The organism is Amycolatopsis acidicola (genome assembly GCF_007713735.2).
Lineage (GTDB): Bacteria > Actinomycetota > Actinomycetes > Mycobacteriales > Pseudonocardiaceae > Amycolatopsis_E > Amycolatopsis_E acidicola.
In genome coordinates this window covers 37,967-60,399 of record NZ_VMNW02000013.1, presented here as the reverse complement: position 1 = coordinate 60,399, position 22,433 = coordinate 37,967, and the positions used below count along the sequence as shown (strand labels likewise).

Sequence of the window (22,433 nt, the reverse complement as noted above, 5' to 3'; positions counted from 1 at the left end):
TCACCCGATCAGGCGGCGATCACAGTTCTGTTCGCTTTTGCGACCGGTCGTCGTCGACGAGCGTTCCACTGTGCAGGATCCCGTTCAGCACGCGTGGCCGCCACGCGGCGGCCGAGTCGTACAACGGCGCATCCGTGTCCACGCTGGAAACGAGCACGCCTGTCCGGTTCCTGGGCAGCCTGCCCGTCGTGACACCGCCCGCCCGCACGAAGAACGAGCCCCAAAGGCTCTCGCGCGCCGACGAATTCGGGCAGCTGATCCACACTTGGTTCGCGGCGGCCGACCTGGTCGCGAACCCACGTCGACGGGTGCGCGGAGTGGAAGGAATGGAAGACCAGCTGGACGTCTTTTCTCTTGTACTCCCGGTAAAGCTCGGGAAAGCGGAAGTCGTAACAGATGAGCGCACCACAGCGGACGCCGTTGATCGTCCACGTCATGGCATGGTTCCCGGGCGTGTAATGGGCGAGATCTCCGGAATCTTCGTCAGCCCCGCCGGCACAGAACCGCTTGTCGTACCGGTCGACGAGCCGCCCGCCGTCGTCGATCAGGTAAAGACTGTTGTGTGGCTTGTGTTCGCCGCGCAGCGGGTGGCTGGAGCCGAGCACCACCCAGATGCCCAGTTCACCGGCCAGCGCCATGATCCGCCGCGTCAGTGACTTCAACATGGACCAGTCGAATCCCCGGTAGTCCGCGAAATCCGAACCCGCGTAACCGGAACGCACGACATCCAGTATTCAACTCACTCACGGCCGTGCGCCAGCCGATTAGACCGGAAGCGGCGGACGCCAGTCAGCGACACTGCGAAACGCGCGCAGTGACACGCTTTCCGGCGTTACACGAACCAACGTGTTCCGAAACGTCGTGAGCGCCCGGCCGGACAACGCCGCCACGACGCCGGCGGTATGGGATCGCTTCGCGAGACGGTGGACGCGGGGCAGGCGGGAGCGTTCGTAGTCGCGCAACCCGGTCACGACCGGCGCGGATCCATCGAGCGCGGCGGCGAGTTCGACTGCGTCTTCGAGCGCAAGGCAAGCTCCTTGACCGAGATTGGGTGTCATCGCGTGGGCCGCGTCGCCGGCCAGCGCGACCTGACCGCGGACGAGCGTGTCCAACGGGGGCAGTTCGAACAGTTCATGACACAGGAACCGATCGGGCTCCGCCGCGTCGAGGAGTTGCGGGAGCGGATAGTGCCAGTTCGCGAATTTCCGTTGCCACCATGGCAAAGCGTCTTGCGGAGCGGCCAGCGCTTCGGCGGTACGACGGGTGGCGTAGTAGGCGTATAGGGAGCCCTCCGGCAACGGAGCCACACCCGCGTAATCCCCGCGTCCCCAGGTTTCCCCGTTGCCTGGCTCGCGTGAGTCATCGAGCCGGCCGATCAACCTCGCGGCGACGATCCCGGTGGAACGTACCTTGGCCTGCGGCCACAGGGCACGGCGGACGGCGCTGTTAATGCCGTCGGCCCCGATTACGACGTCGCCGCAAATCTGTTCGCCAGAAGCGCAATCGACCACTCCTCGCGCATCAACGCCGACGACGGTCACGCCAGTCCGGACCGCCACGCCCTCGTCACCGGCGACCGCGTCCTGCAATGCGCCGAGCAGGCGCCGACGTTCGAGCACCAGGATGCCGTCTCCGCCCAGCTCGCCCATATCGGTGCGGTTGAGCCATTTCCCTCGCGGATCACGCATCCCGCCACCGGCCGGAACGACCCCCAGGGACCGGACGTCCCCCAGACCGAGTGCGTCCAGAGCGCGCAATGCGTTGGGCCACAACGTGATCCCCGCGCCGATCTCACTGAGCGAAGGGTGCCGTTCCAGCACGGTGACCTGCCACGACCCGCGCCGCAGCGCGACGGCGACCGCCAACCCGCCGATACCCCCGCCGACGATCACGGCCTGCCGATCCGAAGCCATCCCGATCACCTTCCTCTACACCTGTAGAGCCATGGTACTACAGATGTAGAGACCCAGGGAGCGGAACGATGACCGACCGGAAGAACCTGATCGGCGACACGGCGATAAGGCTGCTCGCGGAACGCGGGATGCGCGGGCTGACCCATCGCGCGGTGGACGAAACTTCCGGCCTGCCAACGGGTTCCACCTCGTATTACGCGCGGACCCGCGAAGCGCTGCTCGAGCTGGCGGTCACTCGTCTGCTCGAACTCGATCGAGCCGACGCCGAGAACGCACCGCTGCCCACGGACGCGATCACCGTCGCCGAGCTGACCGGACTCGTCACGCGCTTGCTGACCCACCTGCTCGATGCCGGCCGCGAACGAACGGTCGCCCGCTACGAGATCGCGCTGGAAGCGACCCGACGCCCGGCGTTGCGCGCCCACTACGACCGCGCCGGGGCGACACTTCGCCGCCAAGCCGCGGAACTGCTGTCACGAAACGGTTCCCGCGATCCCGAACGACACGCGCGGGCCCTGGTCGCGTGGTGCGACGGCATCCTGTTCGACTCTCTGGCGGGTGCCGGCGGCGCCTGGTCGACGGGGCGCCCCGCGCCGGAGGAACTGCGTCGCGACACAGCCGAGCTGCTCACCGGGATGCTCGGTCAGCCACAAAATTTCTGACGACCATCCGCCGAAGGAGAAAGTCCTTTCCCCACAACGGAAACGCCCGCCGCGGTTCACCCGATAGAGAAGCCACCCGGACGCGATCGCGGCCCTGCCGTACCCGGTTTTGTCGGTGGCCTGCGCCATGATGCGGGCAAGTGATCCGAACAGGAAGGAGGCGGGCTGGTGTCCACCGTGATCAGCACCGCGGCCATCGTCATCGCATTGGCACTGGTGGTGGCGATCGCCTTGCTGTGGCGCCTCTACAACGACAGCATGCGTCGCGCGGACGCCGCGGCGCGACAGGTCGATGCAGAGCGTTCACGGGTGGATGCGCAGCAGGCAGCCCTGCGCCGGTACGAGGTCGCGTTCGCCTCGATCAGCGGCCGGGGCGAGCTGGGTGAACAGGTTCTGGTGGAAACGGCGCGCGCGCTCGGGCTGCGAGAGGGGCTGCATTTCACCCTGCAGACCGATCTCGCGGGCGGCGGCGCGGCGAAGCCTGACCTGGTGCTGCGGGTCGGTGGCGATCGCATGGTTCCGGTCGATGCCAAGGCGAGCATGGCCTGCTGGGCGGAGGCGGTCGAGACGAACGACGCCGACGAACGGCTGGACGCGTTGCGGGTGCATGTCCGCAATCTGCGCTCGCGGGCGGCGGAACTGGCGGGGAAGGGCTACCAGCGCTGGGCGGACGGCATCTACGGCACGGTGATGTTCGTCCCGTCCGACGCGGCGGTGGTGGCCGCGCTCGACACCGACCCGGAACTGCTGCGGTGGATGCTCGACCGCCGTGTCTTCCTGTGCGGACCCACGGGGTTCGCGGTATTGGCTTCAGCGGCGTTGTTCGCGGCGAGCGACCGGGCGGTCGCCGCGGACATCGAACGCGTCCGGAGCGGGGCCGCGGCCGCGCACCGGGCGGCGTCCAGCGCCGCGGAAGCGGTCAACCTGTCCAGCACACATCTACAGCGGTTCCTTTCGGCACGAAGGCGCGAGCTGGACGCGCTGGAAAGCTTCCGGACCGCCGTGTCGCCGTTGACCGAAGCCGCCGCGAGCCCCTCCGAGGTACCGGCGATCCGGAAGGGGGACGAGCTAGCCGCAAGCTGACGCGTACCGGTCCGTGGCGGAACCGGCGGAAAAGTCCGTTCCTGCCTCGGCCACCCGATTCACGGCTCGATCGTTCGGTACCGGAGCCGTGGGCCGGGGTGGCAGGACACCGGCTCCCGGGAGCGCGCTGCCCCAAAGCAACGCGCGAGGCGCCTCACACGGCCTCACCTGCCGACCGTCATGGACCAGTACGTAACAAACAGGTTGCCAGTACGCCTGATATTCGGGAACTCGCTGGTCAGCGTGGTCCGAATGGACACGAGGCAGGCTACTGCCGGGACAACCACGCGGAGTGGGAGGCGGTTGGCGTCTTCCACGAGTTACGGTGTTGCCCTGTGACCGCCATTCGCGATCGGCAGAGCGCCCCTGACGCCGACGAGGTAGCCGTTCCGTGGGACGAGCGTCCCGTCGTCGGTGATCGCCGTGGGCTGCCGTGGTGGGGCGCCATACTCTCGGCGTTCGGCCTGGCCCTCGTCAGCGCGATCGTCGACATGCAGGTGGGCGATTCGCTGGGCTGGTTGTTCTACACGTGCTACGTCATCGGCTCGCTGGGCGCGGTCTGCGCGGTTCAGCGGCGCAGCCTGTTCGGGCCGATGGTGCAGCCGCCGTTGATCCTGGCGGTCACCGTGCCGAGCGTCGTGCTCCTGGTTTCGGGGCTGCCCGCCAGCAGCGACACACTGGCGAAGGCGCTGGCGGTGGGCACGCCGCTGATCAACGCGTTCCCCACGATGGCGATCACGACCGGTTTCACGCTGGCGATCGGGATCTTCCGGATCTATCGCGAGCGGGACCCGAAGGCTCCGCTGAAGGGCGCGAAGGCCGATGCGGCGATGAGGAAACGTCCGCCGGTCAAGGCGCCTGGCCGTGATGGTGCTTCGCGTCCCGGTCGTCCGGGCCGCGAAGGTGCCCGCGGCCGGGAAGGTGCCCGCGGCCGGGAAGGTGCCCGCAGGGATCCTGACGGCGCCGCTGCGGCCCGGGAGGGCCTGCCTGGGCGTGACGGTGCACCGGGGAAGCGCGAGGGCGCGATCCGCGGCCGCCGCCCGGCGGAGGGCCGTCCTCAGCCGCCGCGGACGCCGCCCGCCGATCAGCACCCGTCCCTGCCGCTGACGCCTCGGCGCCCGCGGCCGGAGGATCCGCCGCGGCGCGGGGAGCGTGGCGGCGACCCTGGTGCCCGCGAACGGAAAGCACCGCCGCCCGGAGCGCGGCGGCCGCGTCCGCCGGAGGATGACCGTCGGCGTGGTGGCGACGGCCGCGGTGCCGGCACGGGTGACCGGCCACGCCGCCTGCCGCCGCGAGGCGAAGGCGACCCGCGCGGCGGACGTCAGGGCGACCCGCGACGTTTTCCCGGCCGCCGGAGCAATCCGCCGGAGCGGGGTGGGCGTCGGCCGTGGGACGACGAGGGCTGAGCTGAGCCATACTGAGCTAAGCCGTCTCGGTTGGCCCGCTTCGTCCTCAAGCGACCTTTTCCGACGCTCCACAAAGGACAACTCGCGCGTGGCCAGACCACCGGTCCAGCCGTGCGGGAAGTCCTCGGGACTACTTGCCTGCCTTGCTGCGAAGCTCTCGCGGCAGTGCGAAGGCGATCTTCTCGTTCGCCGTGGTGACTTCTTCCACCTCGCCCCAGCCGCGCTCCGCCAGCCACTCGAGCAGTTCCATCACGAGCACGTCCGGCACCGAGGCGCCACTGGTCACGCCGACTGTGCCGACGCCTTCGAGCCACGACTCGTCGACCTCGCGCGCGTAGTCGATCAGATGCGCGTCCTTCGCGCCCGCCTGCAGGGCGACCTCGACCAATCGCTTGGAGTTCGACGAGTTCCGCGAACCGACGACGAGCACGAGGTCGCATTCACCGGCCATCGCCTTCACCGCGACCTGACGGTTCGAGGTGGCGTAACAAATGTCGTCGCTCGGCGGGTCGGCCAGGTTGGGGAAACGCTCCCGCAACTGGTCGACGCGCTCCATGGTCTCGTCGACGCTGAGCGTCGTCTGGGAGAGCCACACCACTTTGGACGGATCGCGGATCTCCGCCTTGGCCACGTCCTCGGCCGTGTCGACGAGCTGCACGTGTTCCGGCGCTTCACCCGACGTGCCTTCGACCTCTTCGTGACCGTGGTGACCGATCAGCAAAATGTCGAAGTCGTCCCGCGCGAACCGGTTGACTTCCTTGTGCACCTTGGTGACCAGCGGGCAGGTCGCGTCGATGGTGCGCAGGTTCCGCTCCGCGGCCTCGGCGTGCACGGCCGGGGAAACACCGTGCGCGGAGAACACCACCAGCTCGCCCTCGGGCACCTCGGACGTCTCGTCGACGAAGATCACGCCGCGCTCGCGCAGCGTGTCGACGACGTGCCGGTTGTGCACGATCTCCTTGCGGACGTACACGGGCGGCCCGTAGAGCTCCAAGGCCTTTTCGACCGCGATCACGGCGCGGTCCACACCCGCGCAATAACCGCGCGGTTTGGCCAGCAGCACTCGCTTGGCGGATTCGGTCGAAGGTGTCCCTGCACTCATATGCCCCAGGGTACGGGCCATGGGCAGGTGCGCGCGGAACGGTCGCTCCCGCCCCTGGCCAACGGCCGGTGTCATCTCGCGCACAGTCGTCGCAGGCCGGGCCGCGGACGCCCGGCCACCGGAAACCCCGCTACCGGCAACCGGGAAAACGGCTCGGGATTGTGCGGCCCGTCACGTCGGATGGGCCATTGGTCTTGATCGGTTGGGCAGGATGGCCCACTTGGGGCACGCTGTACGCATGAAGCCGCTCCCGCTCCCCCTCCGTGTTGCCGCGGGCCTGGCCGTGACCGCCGCCGAGCATGCCCGCGAGCTGCCGAAACAGGTAGCCGGACTGCCCGTCACGGTGTTCTCCCAAGTCCTGCAGTTCTCCATGCGCCTGCAGCAGCACGTCACCGAACTCGCGATCAAGGGCGACGAGGCGCTGTCCGCGCTGCGGCCCGTCGAGGAGACGCCGAGCTGGGCCACCTTCGACGAAGACCTCGCGGCCGACGACGAAAACCCGGCCGACGCGCCCCCGTTCAGCGAGCCTTCGGCGGTCAAGAACGGCTACCGCCCGGTGACTGTGCTGAAGGACGTCAGCGAAAGCCCGCGGGACCCTTGGGAGCAGGAAGAAAGGGCACTCGCGGAGGACCACACCGAGGGCGAGTTCGACAGCGACGCCGAACCGGGCGACGGGCTGGGCGACGGGCCGGTCGGGCTGGCGAACTACGACGAGATGACGCTGCCGCAGCTGCGGGCGCGCCTTCGCCGGTTTTCGCTCGAGCAGCTCGAGGAGTTGCTGGCCTACGAACGCGCCCACGCCAACCGGCCGTCGTTCGTCGGGATGCTGACCCGCCGCATCGGCAACGTGCAACGACTGGCGGAAAGCGACGGCCCGGACACCGCCGGACTGTGACGCCCCGGCGGGTCGCCACAGTCGAGTCGGCGCACCGCAAGGGCCGCGACCCAACCGGACGATCGAAACCCGATCGGCGCCAGGCCTGCTTTCGGACGGAGCCACCGAGGTCGAACCGGCGCACCGCGGGCGGTCCGAGCTGCGCCGGGCTATCACGGGACCAGCCAACGCGAGACGCGCGAGCCACCACGGAACCACCACAGGCCCAACGCAAAACGGGCGCACGGGCAGGGGCATCGCGGCCAGCCCAACACCAAGACGGGCACGCGGGCAGGGGCATCGCGGCCAGCCCAACACCAAGACGGGCGCGCGGGCGAGAGCATCGCGGCCCAGCCAGACGCAAGGCGCCATGGCCGGAACCACCGCGGCCCCACGCAAGAATTCGGCGAGCCACAAGCGAATTCCACTGCCGAAAGTGACCGTTGCCGATAGATTTACCGGGTTCACGCGCCAGGCCAGCCGGTGATGCACGATCGCGCAGGCAGCGTGCCCACCACCGATTGCACCAGGCCGGCCGACCGCGCCAGGCCACCAGAACACCCGCCGAGCGACACTCCACGACCAAGCCAGGACGCCCCATGACGACCGAATCGACCGGGAACACGCCGCCGACCAGCGCCGAGAATCCGTGGCCCGTCCGCACCGTCGCGCGCAAGATCGCCGACTGGGTGCATCGGCTCGGGGTCGTGTGGGTCGAGGGCCAGGTCACCCAGATCTCCGCCCGCCCCGGCACGCAGACCGCCTTCCTCACCCTGCGGGACCCGAGCGCCGACGTGTCGATGACCGTCACGTGCCCGGTGCGCCTCATCCGCGGGATCGAGCCGCCGCTGCGGGAGGGCGCCAGCGTGCTGGTCAACGCCAAACCCACGTTCTTCCTCGGCCGCGGCACGATCAGCCTGCGGGCCAGCGAAATCCGGGCGGTCGGCATCGGCGAACTGCTCGCGCGCATCGAGCGGCTGCGCCGGCTCCTCGACGCCGAGGGCCTGTTCGCGAGGGAGCGTAAACGGCGACTTCCCTTCCTCCCCAAGGGAATCGGGCTGATCACCGGGCGCGCGTCCGCAGCGGAACACGACGTGCTGGCGAACGCGCACAACCGCTGGCCCGCCGCGCCGATCCAGGTGATCAACACCGCCGTGCAGGGCCCCACCGCGGTCCCGCAGATCCGCAAGGCACTGTCCATTCTGGACGCCGACCCGAACATCGACGTCATCGTGATCGCGCGCGGCGGGGGCAGTGTCGAGGACCTGCTCCCCTTCTCCGACGAAGCGCTCTGCCGGGCGGTCGCCGCCGCGGGGACGCCGGTGGTCAGCGCCATCGGGCACGAACCCGACACCCCGCTCCTCGACCACGTCGCGGATCTGCGCTGCTCGACCCCCACCGACGCGGGCAAACGGATCGTGCCCGACGTCAAGGAGGAAACCGCCCGCGTGCACCAGATGCGTGACCGCGCCCGGCGCGCGCTGCACGGCTGGGTCGACACCCAGTGCCGCCTCCTCGACCAGCTCCGCAGCCGTCCGGTGCTCGCCGACCCCTTTGCCCCGGTGGATCGCCGCGCGGAGGACGTCGAGCTGCACCGTGAGCGCGGCCGCCGCGCGATGCTGAACTCGCTTTCCCACGAGCAGGCCGCGATCGCCTCGGCGCGGGCGCGGCTGACCGCGCTCGGCCCGGCCGCGACGATGTCCCGCGGCTACACGGTCGTGCAATATCCCGACGCGGCAGGCAACCTCCAGGTGCTCCGATCCATCTCTGAAGTAGCGGAGGGCACGCCTCTCCGCGTGCGGGTCGTCGACGGGGCGATCCACGGGACGGTCACGTCGACGGAACCAGGAGAGTAGGCAGTGCGAGCCCCCACGTTCCTCCCGCTCACCGCGGACGTGGCGGCACGCGCCGGAGCCAGGGCCGTGCTGCTCGAAGCCGCGGAGACGGACGAAGCCGCCAACGCGTGCTGGTCGTCGCTGCTGGCGGGCTGCGAGGCGGCGAGCCGCTGGGGCCTGGACAAGCACCTTCGCCGGCTGTCCGAGGTCACCTCGGTGCAGGTCGGCACCACGTGGTGGTTCCGCGAGGGCTCGGCCTACCGGCGCCGGGTCGCGCACGCGCAGGGCTGCATCGAGGACGCGATCACCGAGAGTGATGGCCAGGAGTTCGCCCAGGCGTTCATGGGGTACGACCACGCGGTGGCGAGCGCGCTAGTGTGCGCTGGTGAGCGACGACCCGGAAAACACCGAGCTCGGCTATGAACAGGCCCGCGACCAGCTCGTCGAAGTGGTGCGGGAGCTGGAGGCGGGCGGCCTTTCGCTGGAGCAGTCGCTGGCGCTGTGGGAGAAGGGCGAGCACCTCGCGAAGGTCTGCGAGCGGCATCTCGAAGGCGCGCGCGAGCGCATCGAAGCGGCCCTGAAGTCGGTGGAGGACGACGAGGCGGCCGCCACCGGAGACGGACAGTGACCTTTGCCATGCGGATGGCGGCCTGCGGATCCGAAAGCGTCTGAGAGAATCGACGTCCGGCCAGCACCGACCCTGGAGGCATCAATGTCGAGCGGCACCCCGTCCCCCAGCTCCGAGCGACGTAAGGAAGCGCCCGATCGCAACCTCGCGATGGAGCTGGTGCGCGTCACGGAGGCAGCCGCCATGGCGGCGGGCCGCTGGGTCGGCAAGGGCGACAAGAACGGCGGTGACGGCGCCGCGGTGGACGCGATGCGCCAGCTCATCTCCACGGTTTCGATGCGTGGCGTCGTGGTCATCGGCGAGGGCGAGAAAGACGAAGCGCCGATGCTCTACAACGGCGAGGAGGTCGGCAACGGCGACGGCCCGGCGTGTGACGTCGCGGTCGACCCGATCGACGGCACCACGCTGATGGCGAAGGGCATGCCCAACGCGCTGGCCGTGCTGGCGGTCGCCGAGCGCGGCGCGATGTTCGACCCCTCCGCGGTGTTCTACATGGAGAAGCTGGCCGTCGGCCCGGAGGCCGCTGGCGCGATCGACCTGGCCGCCCCGATCGCGGAGAACATCCGCCGGGTCGCGAAGGCCAAGCACAGCGGGGTTTCCGACGTCACGGTCTGCATCCTGGACCGGCCGCGGCACGAGCAGATCATCAAGGAGGTCCGCGAGGCGGGCGCCCGGATCCGGTTCATCTCCGACGGTGACGTGGCCGGCGCGATCGCCGCGGCCCGGCCGACGACGGGTGTCGATCTGCTCGTCGGCATCGGCGGCACGCCCGAGGGCATCATCGCCGCGTGCGCGCTGAAGTGCCTCGGCGGCGAGCTGCAGGGCCGCCTCTGGCCGAAGGACGACGCCGAGCGTGAGAAAGCGCTCGCGGCGGGGCACGACCTCGACCGCGTGCTCACCACCGACGACCTCGTCCGCGGCGACAACGTCTTCTTCTGCGCCACCGGCGTGACGGACGGCGACCTGCTTCGCGGCGTGCACTACCGCGCGGGCGGCGCGACGACGCAGTCGATCGTGATGCGCTCGAAGTCCGGCACGGTGCGCCTGATCGACGGCTACCACCGGCTGACCAAACTGCGCGAGTACTCGGCGATCGACTTCGACGGTGCCCCGGGTGACGACGCCGACCTGATGCCGCCGCTCCCGTGAGGCGGACGTTGCTGATCACCGCGAGCTGCTTGCTCGCGGTGATCTTCTGTGTACAGCCCGCTTCGGCGATTCAGCCCGCGCTCGTCGGCGGGGTCGAGGCCGATCAGCCGTACCCGTTCGCCGCGGCGCTGCAGAACACCTCGGGCGAGTTCTTCTGCGGTGGCTCACTGATCAACCCGTCGTGGGTGGTCACGGCGGCGCACTGTGTCGAGGGCCGTCAGGCGGACGCGTTCACCGCGCGGGTGGGCAGCAACGACCGCACGCAGGGCGGCGAGGTCACCAAGCCGGACAAGATCGTGGTCAGCCCGGACTACAACCCGTCCGGCGCGGGCGGCGATATCGCGCTGGTGCACCTGACCGCTCCGGCGGCGGCCGCGCCGGCCGCGATCGGCACCGACACCGCGCCGGGCACCAAGGTGCGCCTGCTCGGCTGGGGCCAGACGTGCCCCGACCCGAACTGCGGGCAGGCGCCGAACCTGCTTCAGCAGCTGGACACGCAGCTGCTCGACCCGGCGAAGTGCACCGCCTCCATCGACGCGAAAACCGAGCTGTGCACGGACAATCCCAACGGGAACTCCGGCGCGTGCTACGGCGATTCCGGTGGTCCGGAGCTCGCGCAGGTGGACAACCGCTGGCTGCTGCTGGGCGTGACGAGCCGCCCCGGCAACAATTCCTCGACCTGTGCCACGGCGCCGTCGATCTACACCTCGGCGGTGGCGTACACGAATTGGATCAACCAGACCACGGCCGCGTAGCTATTCGACGTTGCTGGAGTGCCCCGGGAACAGGTGCGCGTCCGGATCGAGCGCGACGGCGATGTTGTTCACCGCCGTCGCCGCTTCGCCGAACCCGGTCGCGATCAGTTTGACCTTGCCTGGATAGCTCGCCACGTCGCCGGCCGCGTACACGCGTTCCCGCGCCGTCGCCATCTTCGAGTCGACAGCGATCGCGCGGTGGTCGATCTCCAATCCCCAGTTCTCGATCGGGCCGAGGTCTGCGGTGAACCCGAGCGCGGCCACGACGGTCTGCGCCGGCAGCACCAGCGCGTCGGATCCCTTGGGCTGCACGGTGATTTCGCTCAGTTCGCCGGATTCGCCTGCCCGCATCTCCGACACCTCGGCGTCGGTGATCATCCGCACGCCGAGCCGTTGCGCCTCGCGCACGATGGAGTCCGCGGCGCGGAACTTGGCCCTGCGGTGCACGAGCGTCACGCTCGCCGCGACCGGATGCAGCGCCAGCACCCAGTCGAACGCCGAATCCCCGCCGCCGACGACCACGACGTCCTGTCCCGCGTGCGCGTCCAGCGCTGGCACGAAATGCACCATGCCGCGGCCGAGCCAGCCGTCGCCCGCCGGCAGCGGCCGCGGGGTGAACTCGCCGATCCCGGCCGTGATGAGTACCGCGCCGGCACGCACGACGTCGCCGCCGTCGAGCAGGATCTCCAGCCCGGAATCCGCCGAGCGCAGCCCTTCCGCCTTGCGCCCCAGCAGATATCGCGGATTCCACGGCGCGGCCTGTTCGACGAGGCCCTTCACGAGATCGCGGCCGCGGACCGCGGGGAAACCGCCGACGTCATAGATCATCTTCTCCGGGTACATGGCGGTGACCTGACCGCCTGCCTCCGGCAGCGAATCCACCACGGCCATCGAAAGGCCGCGAAATCCCGCGTAGTACGCGGCGAACAAACCCGTGGGTCCCGCGCCCACGATCAGCAAATCGACGGACAACTCCTGAGGCGCGCCCACGGCGTACCGCCCTTCCGCAGTGATCTCTGGCACACCGATCCTAGGTGCATCGGGTGCGCAAGCACACGAAGCGAGTCCGGCCGGGCTGCGCGAAACTGGCGTCATGGCTGAACAGGAATACCGGATCGAACACGACACGATGGGCGAAGTGAAGGTGCCCGTCGATGCGCTGTACCGCGCCCAGACCCAGCGGGCCGTCGAGAACTTCCCGATCTCCGGCCGCGGGCTCGAACGCGCCCAGATCCGCGCACTCGGCCTGCTCAAGGCCGCCGCGGCGCGGGTGAACGCCCGGCTCGGCGTACTGGAACCCGACCTGGCCGAGGCGATCGCCGCCGCCGCCGACGAGGTGGCCGAAGGCAAGTACGACGAGCATTTCCCGATCGACGTGTTCCAGACCGGTTCCGGCACCTCCTCGAACATGAACGCCAACGAGGTGATCGCAACGCTGGCGAGCCGCAAGCTCGGCCGCGACGTCCACCCGAACGACCACGTCAACGCGTCGCAGTCCTCCAACGACACCTTCCCGACGACGATCCACGTCGCCGCCACCGAAGCCGTGCTGCTGGACGTCATCCCCGCGCTCGGCCACCTCGCCGCGACGATCGAGCAGCGCGCCGCGGACTGGCAGGACATCGTGAAGTCCGGTCGCACGCACCTGATGGACGCGGTGCCGATCACGCTCGGCCAGGAGGCGGGCGCGTGGGCCGCGCAGGTGCGTTACGGCATCGAGCGGTTGCAGTCCGGCCTGGAGCGGCTCGGGGAACTGCCGATCGGCGGCACCGCGGTGGGCTCCGGGCTGAACGCGCCCGACGGTTTCGGTTCCTCGGTGGCGAACGAGCTCGCCAGGGTCACCGGGCTGCCGCTGACCGAGGCGCGCAACCACTTCGAGGCGCAGGCGAGCCAGGACGGTGTCGTGGAGACGTCGGCGAATCTGCGCACGGTCGCGGTTTCGCTGAACAAGATCGCGAACGACCTGCGGTGGCTGGGTTCCGGGCCGCGCACCGGGCTGGCCGAGCTGGCGCTGCCGGATCTGCAGCCGGGCTCGTCGATCATGCCGGGCAAGGTGAACCCGGTGATCCCGGAGGCCACGCTGCAGGTGGTGGCCCAGGTGATCGGCAACGACGCGGCCGTCGCGTTCGCCGGTTCGCAGGGCAACTTCCAGCTCAACGTGAACCTGCCGGTGATCGCCCGCAACGTGCTCGAATCGGTGCGGCTGCTGGCCGCCGTTTCGCGGCTGCTGGCGGACAAGGTGTTCGCGGGCCTGACCGTGAACGAGGACCGCACCCGGGCTTACGCCGAAGGTTCGCCCTCGATCGTCACGCCGCTGAACAAGTACATCGGCTACGAAGAGGCTGCCGCCGTGGCGAAGCAGGCGCTCAAGGAGCTCAAGACGATCCGCGACGTCGTGCTGGAGCGCGGATACATCCAGCAGGGCAAGCTGACCGAGGCCCAGCTGGACGAAGCGCTCGACGTGCTCCGCATGGCCCGCGGCGGGAAGTGACGCCGGTGGGGGCGGCCCGGCCAGGCCGCCCCCACGCGGTTTTCACCGGCGCCGCAAGGACTTTTCGGTCAACGCCGGTGGCAGGTGGTCCGACTCCAGCCGGTTGAGGTCCACGCATCATCCCGCGAAGGCGTACGCGCTGGCCGAGATGCCCGTGTCGCCGAGAATCCGCCGTTCCCTTTCGAAGAAACGCTCCGGCTCAGGTGTGGACGGACTGCTTCAGCTGCACCTCACCCGCCGGTGAGGTCAACGTGGCGATGCATTCCAGCTGCTTGCCGACGAGGTCGCCGGACACGGGGAGGCTCGGGTTCGTGGCGCCCTCGACGGGAACGTTGTACTTGAAGCCGTCCCCGTCGTCCTTCTCCTCGAACCACTCGTATCCCACCTGAGCGGACGCCGGAGTGAGCCCGCCGACCTCCGCGGTCAGGGACTGGCCAGCGGTTCCGGTGATGCGCAGCGTTCCCGTCGGCGCCAGTTCCGGGTTCGGGCGCAGGGCCTGCTGCCGCCAGTCGGCGGGGTTCATGAACTCGCCCTGATGCGCGCTGCCGTCGCAACCGTCGCCGCTTTGCGCGCTGAGCACACCGGCGACCTCGGGCCCCTCCGCCGTCGTCAGCAGCAGCGGGCCGCCCGAATCGCCGGGGCAGATGCTCGGCACCGCCGCGCCGGAACCGGAGGGCACACCGGTGACGCAGAAGCCGTTGTCCCCCACGGAATCCTGCGGGACGTTCGGCGCGCATTGCTGCGGCGCAAGTAGCTTCATCGTGGCCTGCTGCAGCCTGTCGGTCATCCCGGTGGTCTGCTCTGTGCTGCCGTGGCCGTAGACCGTGCCGGTGCCCGAGGCCGCCACTGCCGCGGAAACCTCGACGGGACTCGCGATCCGCGCGGGGCGGACCCCGCGCACCGGCTGATCGAGGACGACCACGGCCAGGTCGTCGGCCGCGAACGTGCCGTCCTTGGTGTCGATCTTGCGCCACCCCGGGTGCCAGAACCAGCCCCGCACCTGATGCGCGGCGCCCCGGGGCCGCGAGAGTCGGTCCGCGCCGAGGTAGACCTGGAAGTCCGCCGGGGACTTGTCCAGCACGCAGTGCCCGGCGGTCAGCACCCTGTCCGGGGCGATGAGCGTTCCGCCGCAGTAGCCGCTCCGCGTCAGCGGATCGGTGCCGGCGAACGCCAGCGTCGCCATCCAGGGGGCCGAACCGGCCGGGGCCTCGGTGCCCTGCGAAATCGCCGACGCCCCAGGCGTGTTCAGGACCATCCCGGCCAGCAGCGCCGCCGACGCCAGTACCGGTACGCCCAGCCGGCGAGCCGCGCGGCGGAGGTCAGAGGGTGCCATCAGACGTCTTCTCCCGTTGGTTTCAGCTTCGCTTGCAGAGAAGACGCTATTGCCGGCACCGCTGCGCGCACGTCGGCCCGAGGTCGCCAACCGCGCTAAGCCGAAAGACCTATTCCAGCAACTGCTTCGCGATCCGCTTGGCGTTGGACACGGCGCCCGGTACGACCTCCAGCGAAGCGGCCACGGTCGCCCCTTCGATCAGGATGAACAACGACTCCGCCACCTTCCCCGCGGCGCGAAGCCCTGCCGCCTCCGCCAGTTCACGCAGGTAGCCGAGCATCCATTCCTTCTGTTCCTTGATCACCGCGCGGCCGGGGTGCTCGCTGTCCGGCAGCTCCGCGTGCGCGTTCACGAACCCGCAGCCGCGCACGTTCTCGGCGGCCATCCACTCGTCGAGCGCGTCGAACACCAGCAAGGGGCGCCGCGCCGGTGTCGTGCGGGGACTGCGCGCCACGACCTCGAGGACGTGGGCGCGCCAGCGCTCGTCCCGGCGGCGCAGGTACTCGGCGACCAGGGCCTCCTTGGAACCGAACCGGTCGTAGAGGGTTTTCTTGGTCACCCTGGCCGCGGCGGCGATGGAGTCCACGCCCACCGCGTGGATCCCGTTGGCGTAGAACAGCTTCCCGGCGACGTCGAGCACCCGCTCCGCCGCCGGGGTCAAGGTCCGCGTCGTGGTCATGGCTCCAGGGTATACCGATCTGTATAGTCGCGCTTGAAGTAAACAGATCTGTATACCTGGAGGTCCGATGTGGACGTTCGTGCTCGGCGCCGGGTTCGTGGTGCTGTGGTCGTCCGGATTCGTCGGCGCCACGCTGGGCGCCTCCGCCGGCGGGGCGATCACCCTGCTGGCCTGGCGGTTCGTGCTCGCGGCCGTGCTGCTGCTCCTGTGGCGAAGGCGGATTTCGCTGTGCCCCAGGCAGATCGCGGTGCAAGCGGGCCTCGGGCTGCTGTCACAGGGCGGCTATCTGTACGGCGTCTACCAGGCCGCGGACCTCGGTGTCGCCGCGGGCACGTCGGCGCTGGTCGCGGCGCTGCAGCCGATCGCTGCCGCGGCGCTGGGCCAGGTCGTTCTCGGTGAGCGCGCCAACATAAGGCAATGGGCCGGGCTGGTCGGCGGGCTCGCGGGCGTGGCGCTCGTCGTCGGTGGCGACGTCTCCGGGCATCCGGGGACCCCGTTGTGGGCGTACGCGCTCCCGTTCGGCGCGATGCTGGCGCTGGTCAGCGCCACGCTCCTGGAACGCAGAACCACGTCGGAGGTTCCTGTCGCCGACTCGCTCGTCGTGCAGTGCGTGGTCAGCGCGCTCGGGTTCGGCACGCTCGCCGCCGCGACGGGACAGCTCGCTCCGCCGATGACCGGCTCGTTCTGGTTCGCCGTGCTGTGTGTGGTCGTGCTGTCCACGTTCGGCGGTTACGGCTGCTATTGGCTGCTCCTGCGGCGCACCTCGGTGACCACCACGTCCAGCCTGCTCTATCTGACCCCGCCGGTGACCATGCTCGCCGCCTGGGCGATGTTCGGCCAGCAGCTGACCGTCAGCGGCCTGCTCGGCCTGGTGATCTGCTTCGCCGCGGTCGCCCTCGTCCTGCTCCCTCGGAAATTGTCGGTACCCCGGAGCATGATGGCCACATGTTCCTCGCCGATGTCGTCGACGCCTCCGCGGCGCTAGCGGCCACGCGCTCGCGCAAGGCGAAGATCGCGACGCTGGCCGAACTGGTCAACCAGGCCGGCCCTGCCGAGCTGCCCGCTGTCGTCGCCTTCCTCACCGGGCAGCCGACGCAGGGCCGCATCGGCACGGGGTGGCGCACGCTGGCCGAGCTGGGCGCGGCACCGGCCGAGGAGTCCGCGCTCACCGTGGCCGAGGTGGACGCGGCGCTCGGCGAGGTCGCGGGCACCTCGGGCAGCGGCTCGGCGAAGCGCCGCGCCGAAACGCTGCACGCGTTGTTCGCCGCCGCGACGGAGGAGGAACAGCGGTTCCTGTTCCGGCTGCTCACCGGCGAGCTGCGCCACGGTGCGCTGGAAGGGGTGATGATCGACGCGATAGCCGCCGCGGCCGAAGTGCCCGGCGAGGCGGTGCGCCGCGCGTTCATGATCTCCGGGCAGCTCCCGGTCACGGCTGTCGCGGCGGTCACCGGCGGCGCCGAGGCACTGGCCGGGTTCCGGCTCGCGCTGGGGCGACCGTTGCGGCCGATGCTGGCTTCGCCTGCCGAATCGCTCGAAGAGGCGTTGGCGGAGCACGATTCGGCGATCGTCGAGTACAAAATGGACGGTGCGCGCATCCAGGTGCACCGTCAGGGTGACGAGGTGCACGTGTACACGCGCACCTTGCGCGAGATCACGAAGAACGTCGGCGAGCTGGTCGAGCTCGTGCGCGGGCTGCCGTGCGATTCCGTGGTGCTGGACGGGGAAACGCTCGCGCTGACCGACGACGGCAGGCCGCGGCCGTTCCAGGAGACGATGAGCCGGTTCGGCAGCACCCGCGAGGAGCAGGTGCGGGAGTTGCTGCTGCGGCCGTACTTCTTCGACTGCCTGCACCTGGACGGCGTCGACCTGCTGGACGCGCCGCTTCGTGAGCGCAACGCCGCGCTGCACAAGGTGGCGGGCGAGCACCTGATCCCCGGCGAGTCCGTACCGGCGGACCCGGCGGGGCTGCTCGAAGCAGCGCTCGAAGCCGGGCACGAGGGCGTGATGGTCAAGTCGCTGGATTCGGTCTACGCGGCGGGCAGGCGTGGTCGCGCCTGGCTGAAGGTGAAGCCGGTGCACACCCTCGACCTGGTGGTGCTGGCGGCGGAGTGGGGGCACGGCAGGCGCACGGGCTACCTGTCGAACCTGCACCTGGGAGCACGGGATCCGGACGGCGGCCCGCCGATCATGGTGGGCAAGACGTTCAAGGGACTGACGGACGAACTACTGGCGTGGCAGACGAAGACGTTCCCGGAGCTGGAGGTCCGGCGGGACGACTGGACGGTGTACCTCCGCCCGGAGCTGGTGGTGGAGATCGAGCTGGACGGAGCGCAGGTCAGCAGCCGGTACCCGGGCGGGCTGGCGCTGCGGTTCGCGCGGGTGCTGCGCTACCGCCCGGACAAGGACGCGGCCGACGCGGACACGATCGACGCCGTCCGCGCCACGTTGAAGGGCTGAGATGTCACTGGAAGAGCGGTTCGAAGATCTCGTCGACGAGCTGGTCGGCCTGCCGGGGGTCACTCCGCCGCAGCCCGGCCGTGGCTTCGGCGCGCACGCGCTCAAGGTGCGCGGCCGGATCTTCGCGATGTTCGTCCGGGGCAGGCTCGTGGTGAAGCTGCCCGCCGCCCGCGTCGACGAACTTGTCGGCGCGGGCGAAGGAATCCCCTTCGACGCGAACAAGGGCAAGCCGATGAAGGAGTGGCTCAACCTCGATCCGGAGTCCACAGTGGACTGGTCCGCGCTCGCGAAGGAGGCGATGTCCTTCGTCGGCGGGTGAACCTCAGGAGCGGCCGAGGAAGATCGGGTTCGTCATCGCCGCCATCGCACCGAAGTTGAGCCCGGCCGAAAGCGCCGGTGCCCCTGCCGTGCCATCGGTCTGCGGGTGCCGTACTTCGGCGCGCACGTAGACCGAGACGGCCGGCGTGGTCAGCCAGGTCACCGAACCGCTGCCGGACGCGTCCAGGCTCTGCTGCAGGATCTGGCCTTCGTCGGTGATCAGCCGGACCGTGCCGTTCGGGACACCCTTGACGTCCAGGTGCACCGACACCTTGTCGTCGGTGCCGACGTCGAGCCGTTCCCCGATGCCCGCGGACTGGCCGCGCGGGCCGGTGGCGGTGAAGGCGAGGTCGACGGCGGCGGACTCGGCGAGCCAGTTCCGCCCTGCCTTGATCCCGGCGAGGATGGCGTCGCGGGACAGGTCGTCGGCGAGCACCACGTTCTGCGGCAGGCCGATCACGTTGCCCGGGTTGTGCGCGTCGCTGTTGCCCATGGCCGGCAGCCAGTCGCCGGTGCCGCCGCGCGCGAACTCAACCAGCTTGTTGTCCCAAGTGGACACGGTGGCGTCGTCGTCCCAGGTCCACGGCCCGTTCCACACCTCGACCGCATCGAAGTCGGTGTAGCCGAACTTGAAGTTGCAGGCCACCCAAGGGCAGTAGGGGTGCGCGGCCACGGTCAGGCCACCGGATTCGTGCACCTGGCGGGCGTAGTCGGGCAGCACGTGGTCCCGCGAGCGGTAGCGCCAGTCGACGAACTGTCCCGGCTCGAGGCCGAGCGCGAGCCAGTGCCCATTCCGGGTGGTGACCTCCTCGCCGAGGATGATCAGCAGGTCCGGCCCGGCGAACTCGCCCCACACCCCGTGGGAGGACGAAGTGTTGTGGTCGGTGGAAGTGATGAAGTCGAGCTTCGCCTCCCGCGCCCCGGCGGCGACCTCGGTGGGCAGGCGCTTGCCGTCGGAGTACACGGTGTGCAGGTGACAGTCGCCGCGATACCACGTGCGCCCGCGCCCGCGCGCCTTGAGCGGCGGGTAGTTCGGCTTGAACGGCTCGCCCGGCGTGCCGTGGGTGAGCGTGACCTCGACGCGGTAGTTCATCCCTTGCGGCGCGACCTGGTACGGGCCGAGCACGATGTTCCAGGTGCCCGGCATGACGTCGCCCGGCAGGTAGCCCGGCGTCGCCTCGGTGCGGCTGATCGAGAACCTGTCCCGGAACCCGCCGGACCAGCCGCGGAACCCGGCACCGCCGAGTTTCGTGCCGCGCGCGTCGAAAACCCCGATGTCACAAGAGTTTCCCGGCGTGCCCGAGGGCACCGTGGGCTTGTCGTAGCTGTACACCGCGGAGATCTGGCTGACGCCCGCGGGCACCTGTACGGGCAGGTAGACGAAGTCGGCGACGCCGGGGTCGAAGTGCCCGGTGATCACCTTCGTTTCGGTCTGCCCATCGGCCGCTTCGGCGAAGGCGACCGGCGCGAGCGCGGCCGCGGTGCCGATACCCGCCGCAGTCAGGAAATTACGCCGCGAAACACCGGACCCACAGTTCAAGCACATGGCGGGAACGCTCGCAGAGACCGGTAAAACCGCCGGACCGATCAGCCGTCCAGCCGGTGTCGCCAAGCTGAATCACAGTGGCTTCCAAATCAGGCAAGGCTAAGTTAAGTTACTCATCCGGCCCAAAGCAGACGGAACGACCGATCGGAGGGGTGTCTTGCGTGCCGACGGTTCCGCCGTGACGGTGGCCGGATCAGTGGCGAACGGCGCGCGACGGCCGCTGTTCCTCCTGCTCCTCGCGATCGCCGTGCTCGTCTCGGCGCTGCTGAGCCTCGTCGTGGGCAGCAACCACCTCGGCTTCGGCACCGCGATTCACGTGCTCCTGCACGACGACGGGAGCGAAGCCGCGACGATCGTCCGCCAGGTCCGCCTGCCGCGCACGCTGCTCGGCATCTGCGTGGGGATCGCGCTCGGCGCCGCCGGAACCCTGATGCAGGGCCACACTCGCAACCCGCTCGCCGATCCCGGGCTGCTCGGGGTCACCGCCGGCGCGGCGTTCGCCGTCGTGCTGGCTTCGCAACTGCTGTCGATCACCAGCCCGGCCGGGCAGACGTGGTTCGGCCTGGCGGGCGCGCTTGTCGCCACCGCAACGGTTTTCGGCGTGACCGCGGCCGGGAGCGCACGGTTGAGCCCAGTGCCGATGGCGCTCGCCGGCGCCGCCGTGACGGCGTTGCTGACCGCGTTCACGTCGATCATCGTGCTCAGCGACCACACCACGCTCGACGTCTACCGGCGCTGGGCCGTCGGCTCGATTTCCGGCCGGGACGCGGGAGTCCTCGCCGACGTGCTGCCCTTCCTCGCGCTCGGCCTGGTGCTCGCGGTGTTCAACACCAGGGCGCTCAACGTCGTCTCGCTCGGCGAGGACACCGCGCGCGGGCTCGGCCAGTCGGTGACGAGCAGCCGCTTCGTCGGGCTCGCCGCCGTCACGCTGCTCACCGGCGCCGCGACCGCCGCGGCGGGGCCGGTCAGCTTCCTCGGCCTGATCGTGCCGCATCTGGCGCGAGCCGCGACCGGGCCGGATCACCGTTGGCTGCTGCCGTGTTCCGCGCTCGGCGGCGCGGTTCTGCTGCTGCTCGCCGACGTCCTCGGCCGGTTGCTCGGCGGCGCGGGCGAGGTGCAGGTGGGGATCACGCTCGCGGTGCTGGGCGGCATGTTCTTCATGGTCATCGCGCGGCGCGGCAGGCTGGTCCGCCTGTGATCGCACGGACCACCACGATCTGCGTCACGACGCTCGTCGCGATCCTCGCCGTGACCGCGTTCGGCATCGCTCTCGGCGAATACCCGCTGGCCGTGCGGCAGCTGCCGGAACTGCTGTTCGGCGGCGGCACCCGGCTGGACCGGCACATCTTCCTGGACCTGCGGCTGCCGCGCGCGGTGATCGGCTGCCTGGCGGGCGCGTGCCTGGCCATGGCCGGCGCGCTGACGCAGACGATCTCGCGGAATCCCTTGGCCACTCCCGATTTCATCGGGGTGACGGCGGGCGCTTCGGCGGGTGCGGTGGCGGTGATCGTGTTCGGTGGCGGTAGCTACGCCGTCACCGGAACCCTTACCGCACTGGGCATCCCGGCCGCGGCGCTGATCGGCGGACTACTCGCGGCCGGGGCGGTTTACGGGCTTTCCTGGCGCAACGGGGTGGACGGCTACCGGCTGATCCTGATCGGCGTCGGCGCGGCGGCGGTGCTCACCGCGATCACGTCCTGGCTGCTTGTCGTCGCGAGCATCAACAACGCCGCGCAGGCCGTGGTCTGGCTGGCCGGCTCGCTCAACTCGCGCACCTGGGACCAGGCACTGCCGCTGACCGTGCTCGCCGTGGTCCTGCTGCCGTTTTCCGTGCTGCTGCCCCGGGTTCTGCGGGTGACGCAGCTCGGCGACGACGTGGCGACCGCGCTCGGCGTGCGGGTGCAGGCGACCCGGCTGGGCAGCCTCGGGCTCGCTGTCGGGCTGACCGCGGCGGCCGTCGCGGCCGCGGGGCCGGTTGCGTTCGTGGCGCTCGTCGTCCCGCAGATCATGCTCCGCCTCACCCGCGGCTCCCGCCCGCCGCTGCTCGCTTCGGCGCTTGGTGGCGCGTTGCTCGTGCAGAGCGCCGACCTGATCGGGCGCAGCCTGTTCGCCTGGGAGATCCCGGTCGGGCTCGTGACCGCGGTGCTCGGCGCGCCCTACCTCATCTGGCTTCTCGTTCGCAGGAAATAGAAAGGTCGACGA

Annotated in this window: 22 protein-coding genes; 15 read left to right on the top strand and 7 right to left on the bottom strand. The window is 70.0% G+C overall.

Going from position 1 to position 22,433, the window contains the following annotated elements; genetic code table 11:
* Window positions 1–8: 8 nt before the first annotated feature.
* Together FPZ12_RS11845 and FPZ12_RS11840 are read right to left on the bottom strand one after the other, a co-directional pair.
* Window positions 9–722 (bottom strand): carbon-nitrogen hydrolase family protein, encoded by a 714-nt coding sequence (locus tag FPZ12_RS11845; RefSeq protein ID WP_144747939.1) that lies wholly within the window; start codon window positions 720–722, stop codon window positions 9–11.
* A 42-nt stretch (window positions 723–764) separates the two neighbouring features.
* Window positions 765–1,913 carry an FAD-dependent monooxygenase gene (locus FPZ12_RS11840; protein WP_144747940.1) on the bottom strand — a complete coding sequence of 383 codons (1,149 nt, stop codon included), beginning with the start codon at window positions 1,911–1,913 and terminating at the stop codon, window positions 765–767.
* A gap of 68 nt (window positions 1,914–1,981) precedes the next feature.
* Between FPZ12_RS11840 and FPZ12_RS11835 the strand changes: the two genes are divergently transcribed.
* From FPZ12_RS11835 to FPZ12_RS11825, 3 genes are all read left to right on the top strand, one after another.
* A complete protein-coding gene (locus FPZ12_RS11835; RefSeq protein ID WP_144747941.1) occupies window positions 1,982–2,575 on the top strand; it encodes a TetR/AcrR family transcriptional regulator in 594 nt (197 codons plus the stop codon).
* Window positions 2,576–2,743: 168 nt separating this feature from the next.
* Window positions 2,744–3,658 (top strand): DNA recombination protein RmuC, encoded by a 915-nt coding sequence (gene rmuC, locus FPZ12_RS11830; protein WP_144747942.1) that lies wholly within the window; start codon window positions 2,744–2,746, stop codon window positions 3,656–3,658.
* A gap of 335 nt (window positions 3,659–3,993) precedes the next feature.
* A complete protein-coding gene (locus FPZ12_RS11825; RefSeq protein ID WP_144747943.1) occupies window positions 3,994–5,064 on the top strand; it encodes a DUF6542 domain-containing protein in 1,071 nt (356 codons plus the stop codon).
* 130 nt (window positions 5,065–5,194) lie between these two features.
* Here FPZ12_RS11825 and FPZ12_RS11820 read toward each other — a convergent pair whose 3' ends face one another.
* On the bottom strand, window positions 5,195–6,166 hold the full coding sequence (locus FPZ12_RS11820; protein WP_243769800.1) for a 4-hydroxy-3-methylbut-2-enyl diphosphate reductase: 972 nt from the start codon (window positions 6,164–6,166) through the stop codon (window positions 5,195–5,197).
* Between the two features lie 238 nt (window positions 6,167–6,404).
* Here FPZ12_RS11820 and FPZ12_RS11815 point away from each other — a divergent pair, with 238 nt between their 5' ends.
* The 6 genes from FPZ12_RS11815 (at window position 6,405) to FPZ12_RS11790 (ending at window position 11,407) form a co-directional block, all read left to right on the top strand.
* Window positions 6,405–7,061: a lipid droplet-associated protein gene (locus FPZ12_RS11815; RefSeq protein WP_144747944.1), complete on the top strand. Its 657-nt coding sequence runs from the start codon at window positions 6,405–6,407 to the stop codon at window positions 7,059–7,061.
* A gap of 578 nt (window positions 7,062–7,639) precedes the next feature.
* On the top strand, window positions 7,640–8,896 hold the full coding sequence (gene xseA / locus FPZ12_RS11810) for an exodeoxyribonuclease VII large subunit (RefSeq protein WP_144747945.1): 1,257 nt from the start codon (window positions 7,640–7,642) through the stop codon (window positions 8,894–8,896).
* 3 nt (window positions 8,897–8,899) lie between these two features.
* Entirely contained in the window at window positions 8,900–9,298 is a 399-nt protein-coding gene (locus FPZ12_RS11805; RefSeq protein WP_144747946.1) for a hypothetical protein, read from the top strand.
* The gene (locus FPZ12_RS11800) at window positions 9,261–9,503 is read left to right on the top strand and encodes an exodeoxyribonuclease VII small subunit (protein ID WP_144747947.1); all 243 of its coding nucleotides are present in this window, start codon (window positions 9,261–9,263) and stop codon (window positions 9,501–9,503) included. The genes FPZ12_RS11805 and FPZ12_RS11800 overlap by 38 nt, the downstream gene beginning before the upstream one ends.
* Window positions 9,504–9,587: 84 nt before the next feature.
* Window positions 9,588–10,652 carry a class II fructose-bisphosphatase gene (gene glpX / locus FPZ12_RS11795; RefSeq protein ID WP_144747948.1) on the top strand — a complete coding sequence of 355 codons (1,065 nt, stop codon included), beginning with the start codon at window positions 9,588–9,590 and terminating at the stop codon, window positions 10,650–10,652.
* Window positions 10,649–11,407, top strand: a complete 759-nt coding sequence (locus FPZ12_RS11790) for a S1 family peptidase (RefSeq protein WP_144747949.1) — start codon at window positions 10,649–10,651, stop codon at window positions 11,405–11,407. Before glpX ends, FPZ12_RS11790 begins: the two co-directional genes overlap by 4 nt.
* On the opposite strand, the gene FPZ12_RS11785 is transcribed toward FPZ12_RS11790, so the two are convergent.
* Window positions 11,408–12,364 (bottom strand): NAD(P)/FAD-dependent oxidoreductase, encoded by a 957-nt coding sequence (locus FPZ12_RS11785; protein ID WP_144747985.1) that lies wholly within the window; start codon window positions 12,362–12,364, stop codon window positions 11,408–11,410.
* A 136-nt stretch (window positions 12,365–12,500) separates the two neighbouring features.
* Between FPZ12_RS11785 and FPZ12_RS11780 the strand changes: the two genes are divergently transcribed.
* Window positions 12,501–13,898: a class II fumarate hydratase gene (locus FPZ12_RS11780; protein WP_144747950.1), complete on the top strand. Its 1,398-nt coding sequence runs from the start codon at window positions 12,501–12,503 to the stop codon at window positions 13,896–13,898.
* A 199-nt stretch (window positions 13,899–14,097) separates the two neighbouring features.
* Here the strand turns inward: FPZ12_RS11780 and FPZ12_RS11775 are convergent, their stop codons facing one another.
* Window positions 14,098–15,231, bottom strand: a complete 1,134-nt coding sequence (locus FPZ12_RS11775) for a S1 family peptidase (RefSeq protein ID WP_144747951.1) — start codon at window positions 15,229–15,231, stop codon at window positions 14,098–14,100.
* Between the two features lie 109 nt (window positions 15,232–15,340).
* Complete coding sequence (locus tag FPZ12_RS11770; RefSeq protein WP_144747952.1) at window positions 15,341–15,910, bottom strand: TetR/AcrR family transcriptional regulator; 570 nt, start codon at window positions 15,908–15,910, stop codon at window positions 15,341–15,343.
* Between the two features lie 67 nt (window positions 15,911–15,977).
* Between FPZ12_RS11770 and FPZ12_RS11765 the strand changes: the two genes are divergently transcribed.
* Genes FPZ12_RS11765 through FPZ12_RS11755 form a run of 3 tightly spaced genes read left to right on the top strand, consistent with a single transcriptional unit; the run spans window position 15,978 to window position 18,686 of the window.
* Entirely contained in the window at window positions 15,978–16,895 is a 918-nt protein-coding gene (locus FPZ12_RS11765; RefSeq protein WP_144747953.1) for a DMT family transporter, read from the top strand.
* Entirely contained in the window at window positions 16,856–18,367 is a 1,512-nt protein-coding gene (locus FPZ12_RS11760) for an ATP-dependent DNA ligase (RefSeq protein WP_144747954.1), read from the top strand. Before FPZ12_RS11765 ends, FPZ12_RS11760 begins: the two co-directional genes overlap by 40 nt.
* Before the next feature lies 1 nt (window position 18,368).
* Window positions 18,369–18,686, top strand: coding sequence for an MmcQ/YjbR family DNA-binding protein (locus FPZ12_RS11755; protein WP_144747955.1), 318 nt, complete (start codon window positions 18,369–18,371; stop codon window positions 18,684–18,686).
* A gap of 3 nt (window positions 18,687–18,689) precedes the next feature.
* Here FPZ12_RS11755 and FPZ12_RS11750 read toward each other — a convergent pair whose 3' ends face one another.
* Window positions 18,690–20,231 carry a CehA/McbA family metallohydrolase gene (locus tag FPZ12_RS11750; protein ID WP_144747956.1) on the bottom strand — a complete coding sequence of 514 codons (1,542 nt, stop codon included), beginning with the start codon at window positions 20,229–20,231 and terminating at the stop codon, window positions 18,690–18,692.
* A 157-nt stretch (window positions 20,232–20,388) separates the two neighbouring features.
* Here FPZ12_RS11750 and FPZ12_RS11745 point away from each other — a divergent pair, with 157 nt between their 5' ends.
* Window positions 20,389–21,429 (top strand): FecCD family ABC transporter permease, encoded by a 1,041-nt coding sequence (locus FPZ12_RS11745; protein ID WP_243769799.1) that lies wholly within the window; start codon window positions 20,389–20,391, stop codon window positions 21,427–21,429.
* Window positions 21,426–22,421 (top strand): FecCD family ABC transporter permease, encoded by a 996-nt coding sequence (locus FPZ12_RS11740; protein ID WP_144747958.1) that lies wholly within the window; start codon window positions 21,426–21,428, stop codon window positions 22,419–22,421. The genes FPZ12_RS11745 and FPZ12_RS11740 overlap by 4 nt, the downstream gene beginning before the upstream one ends.
* Window positions 22,422–22,433 lie beyond the last annotated feature (12 nt).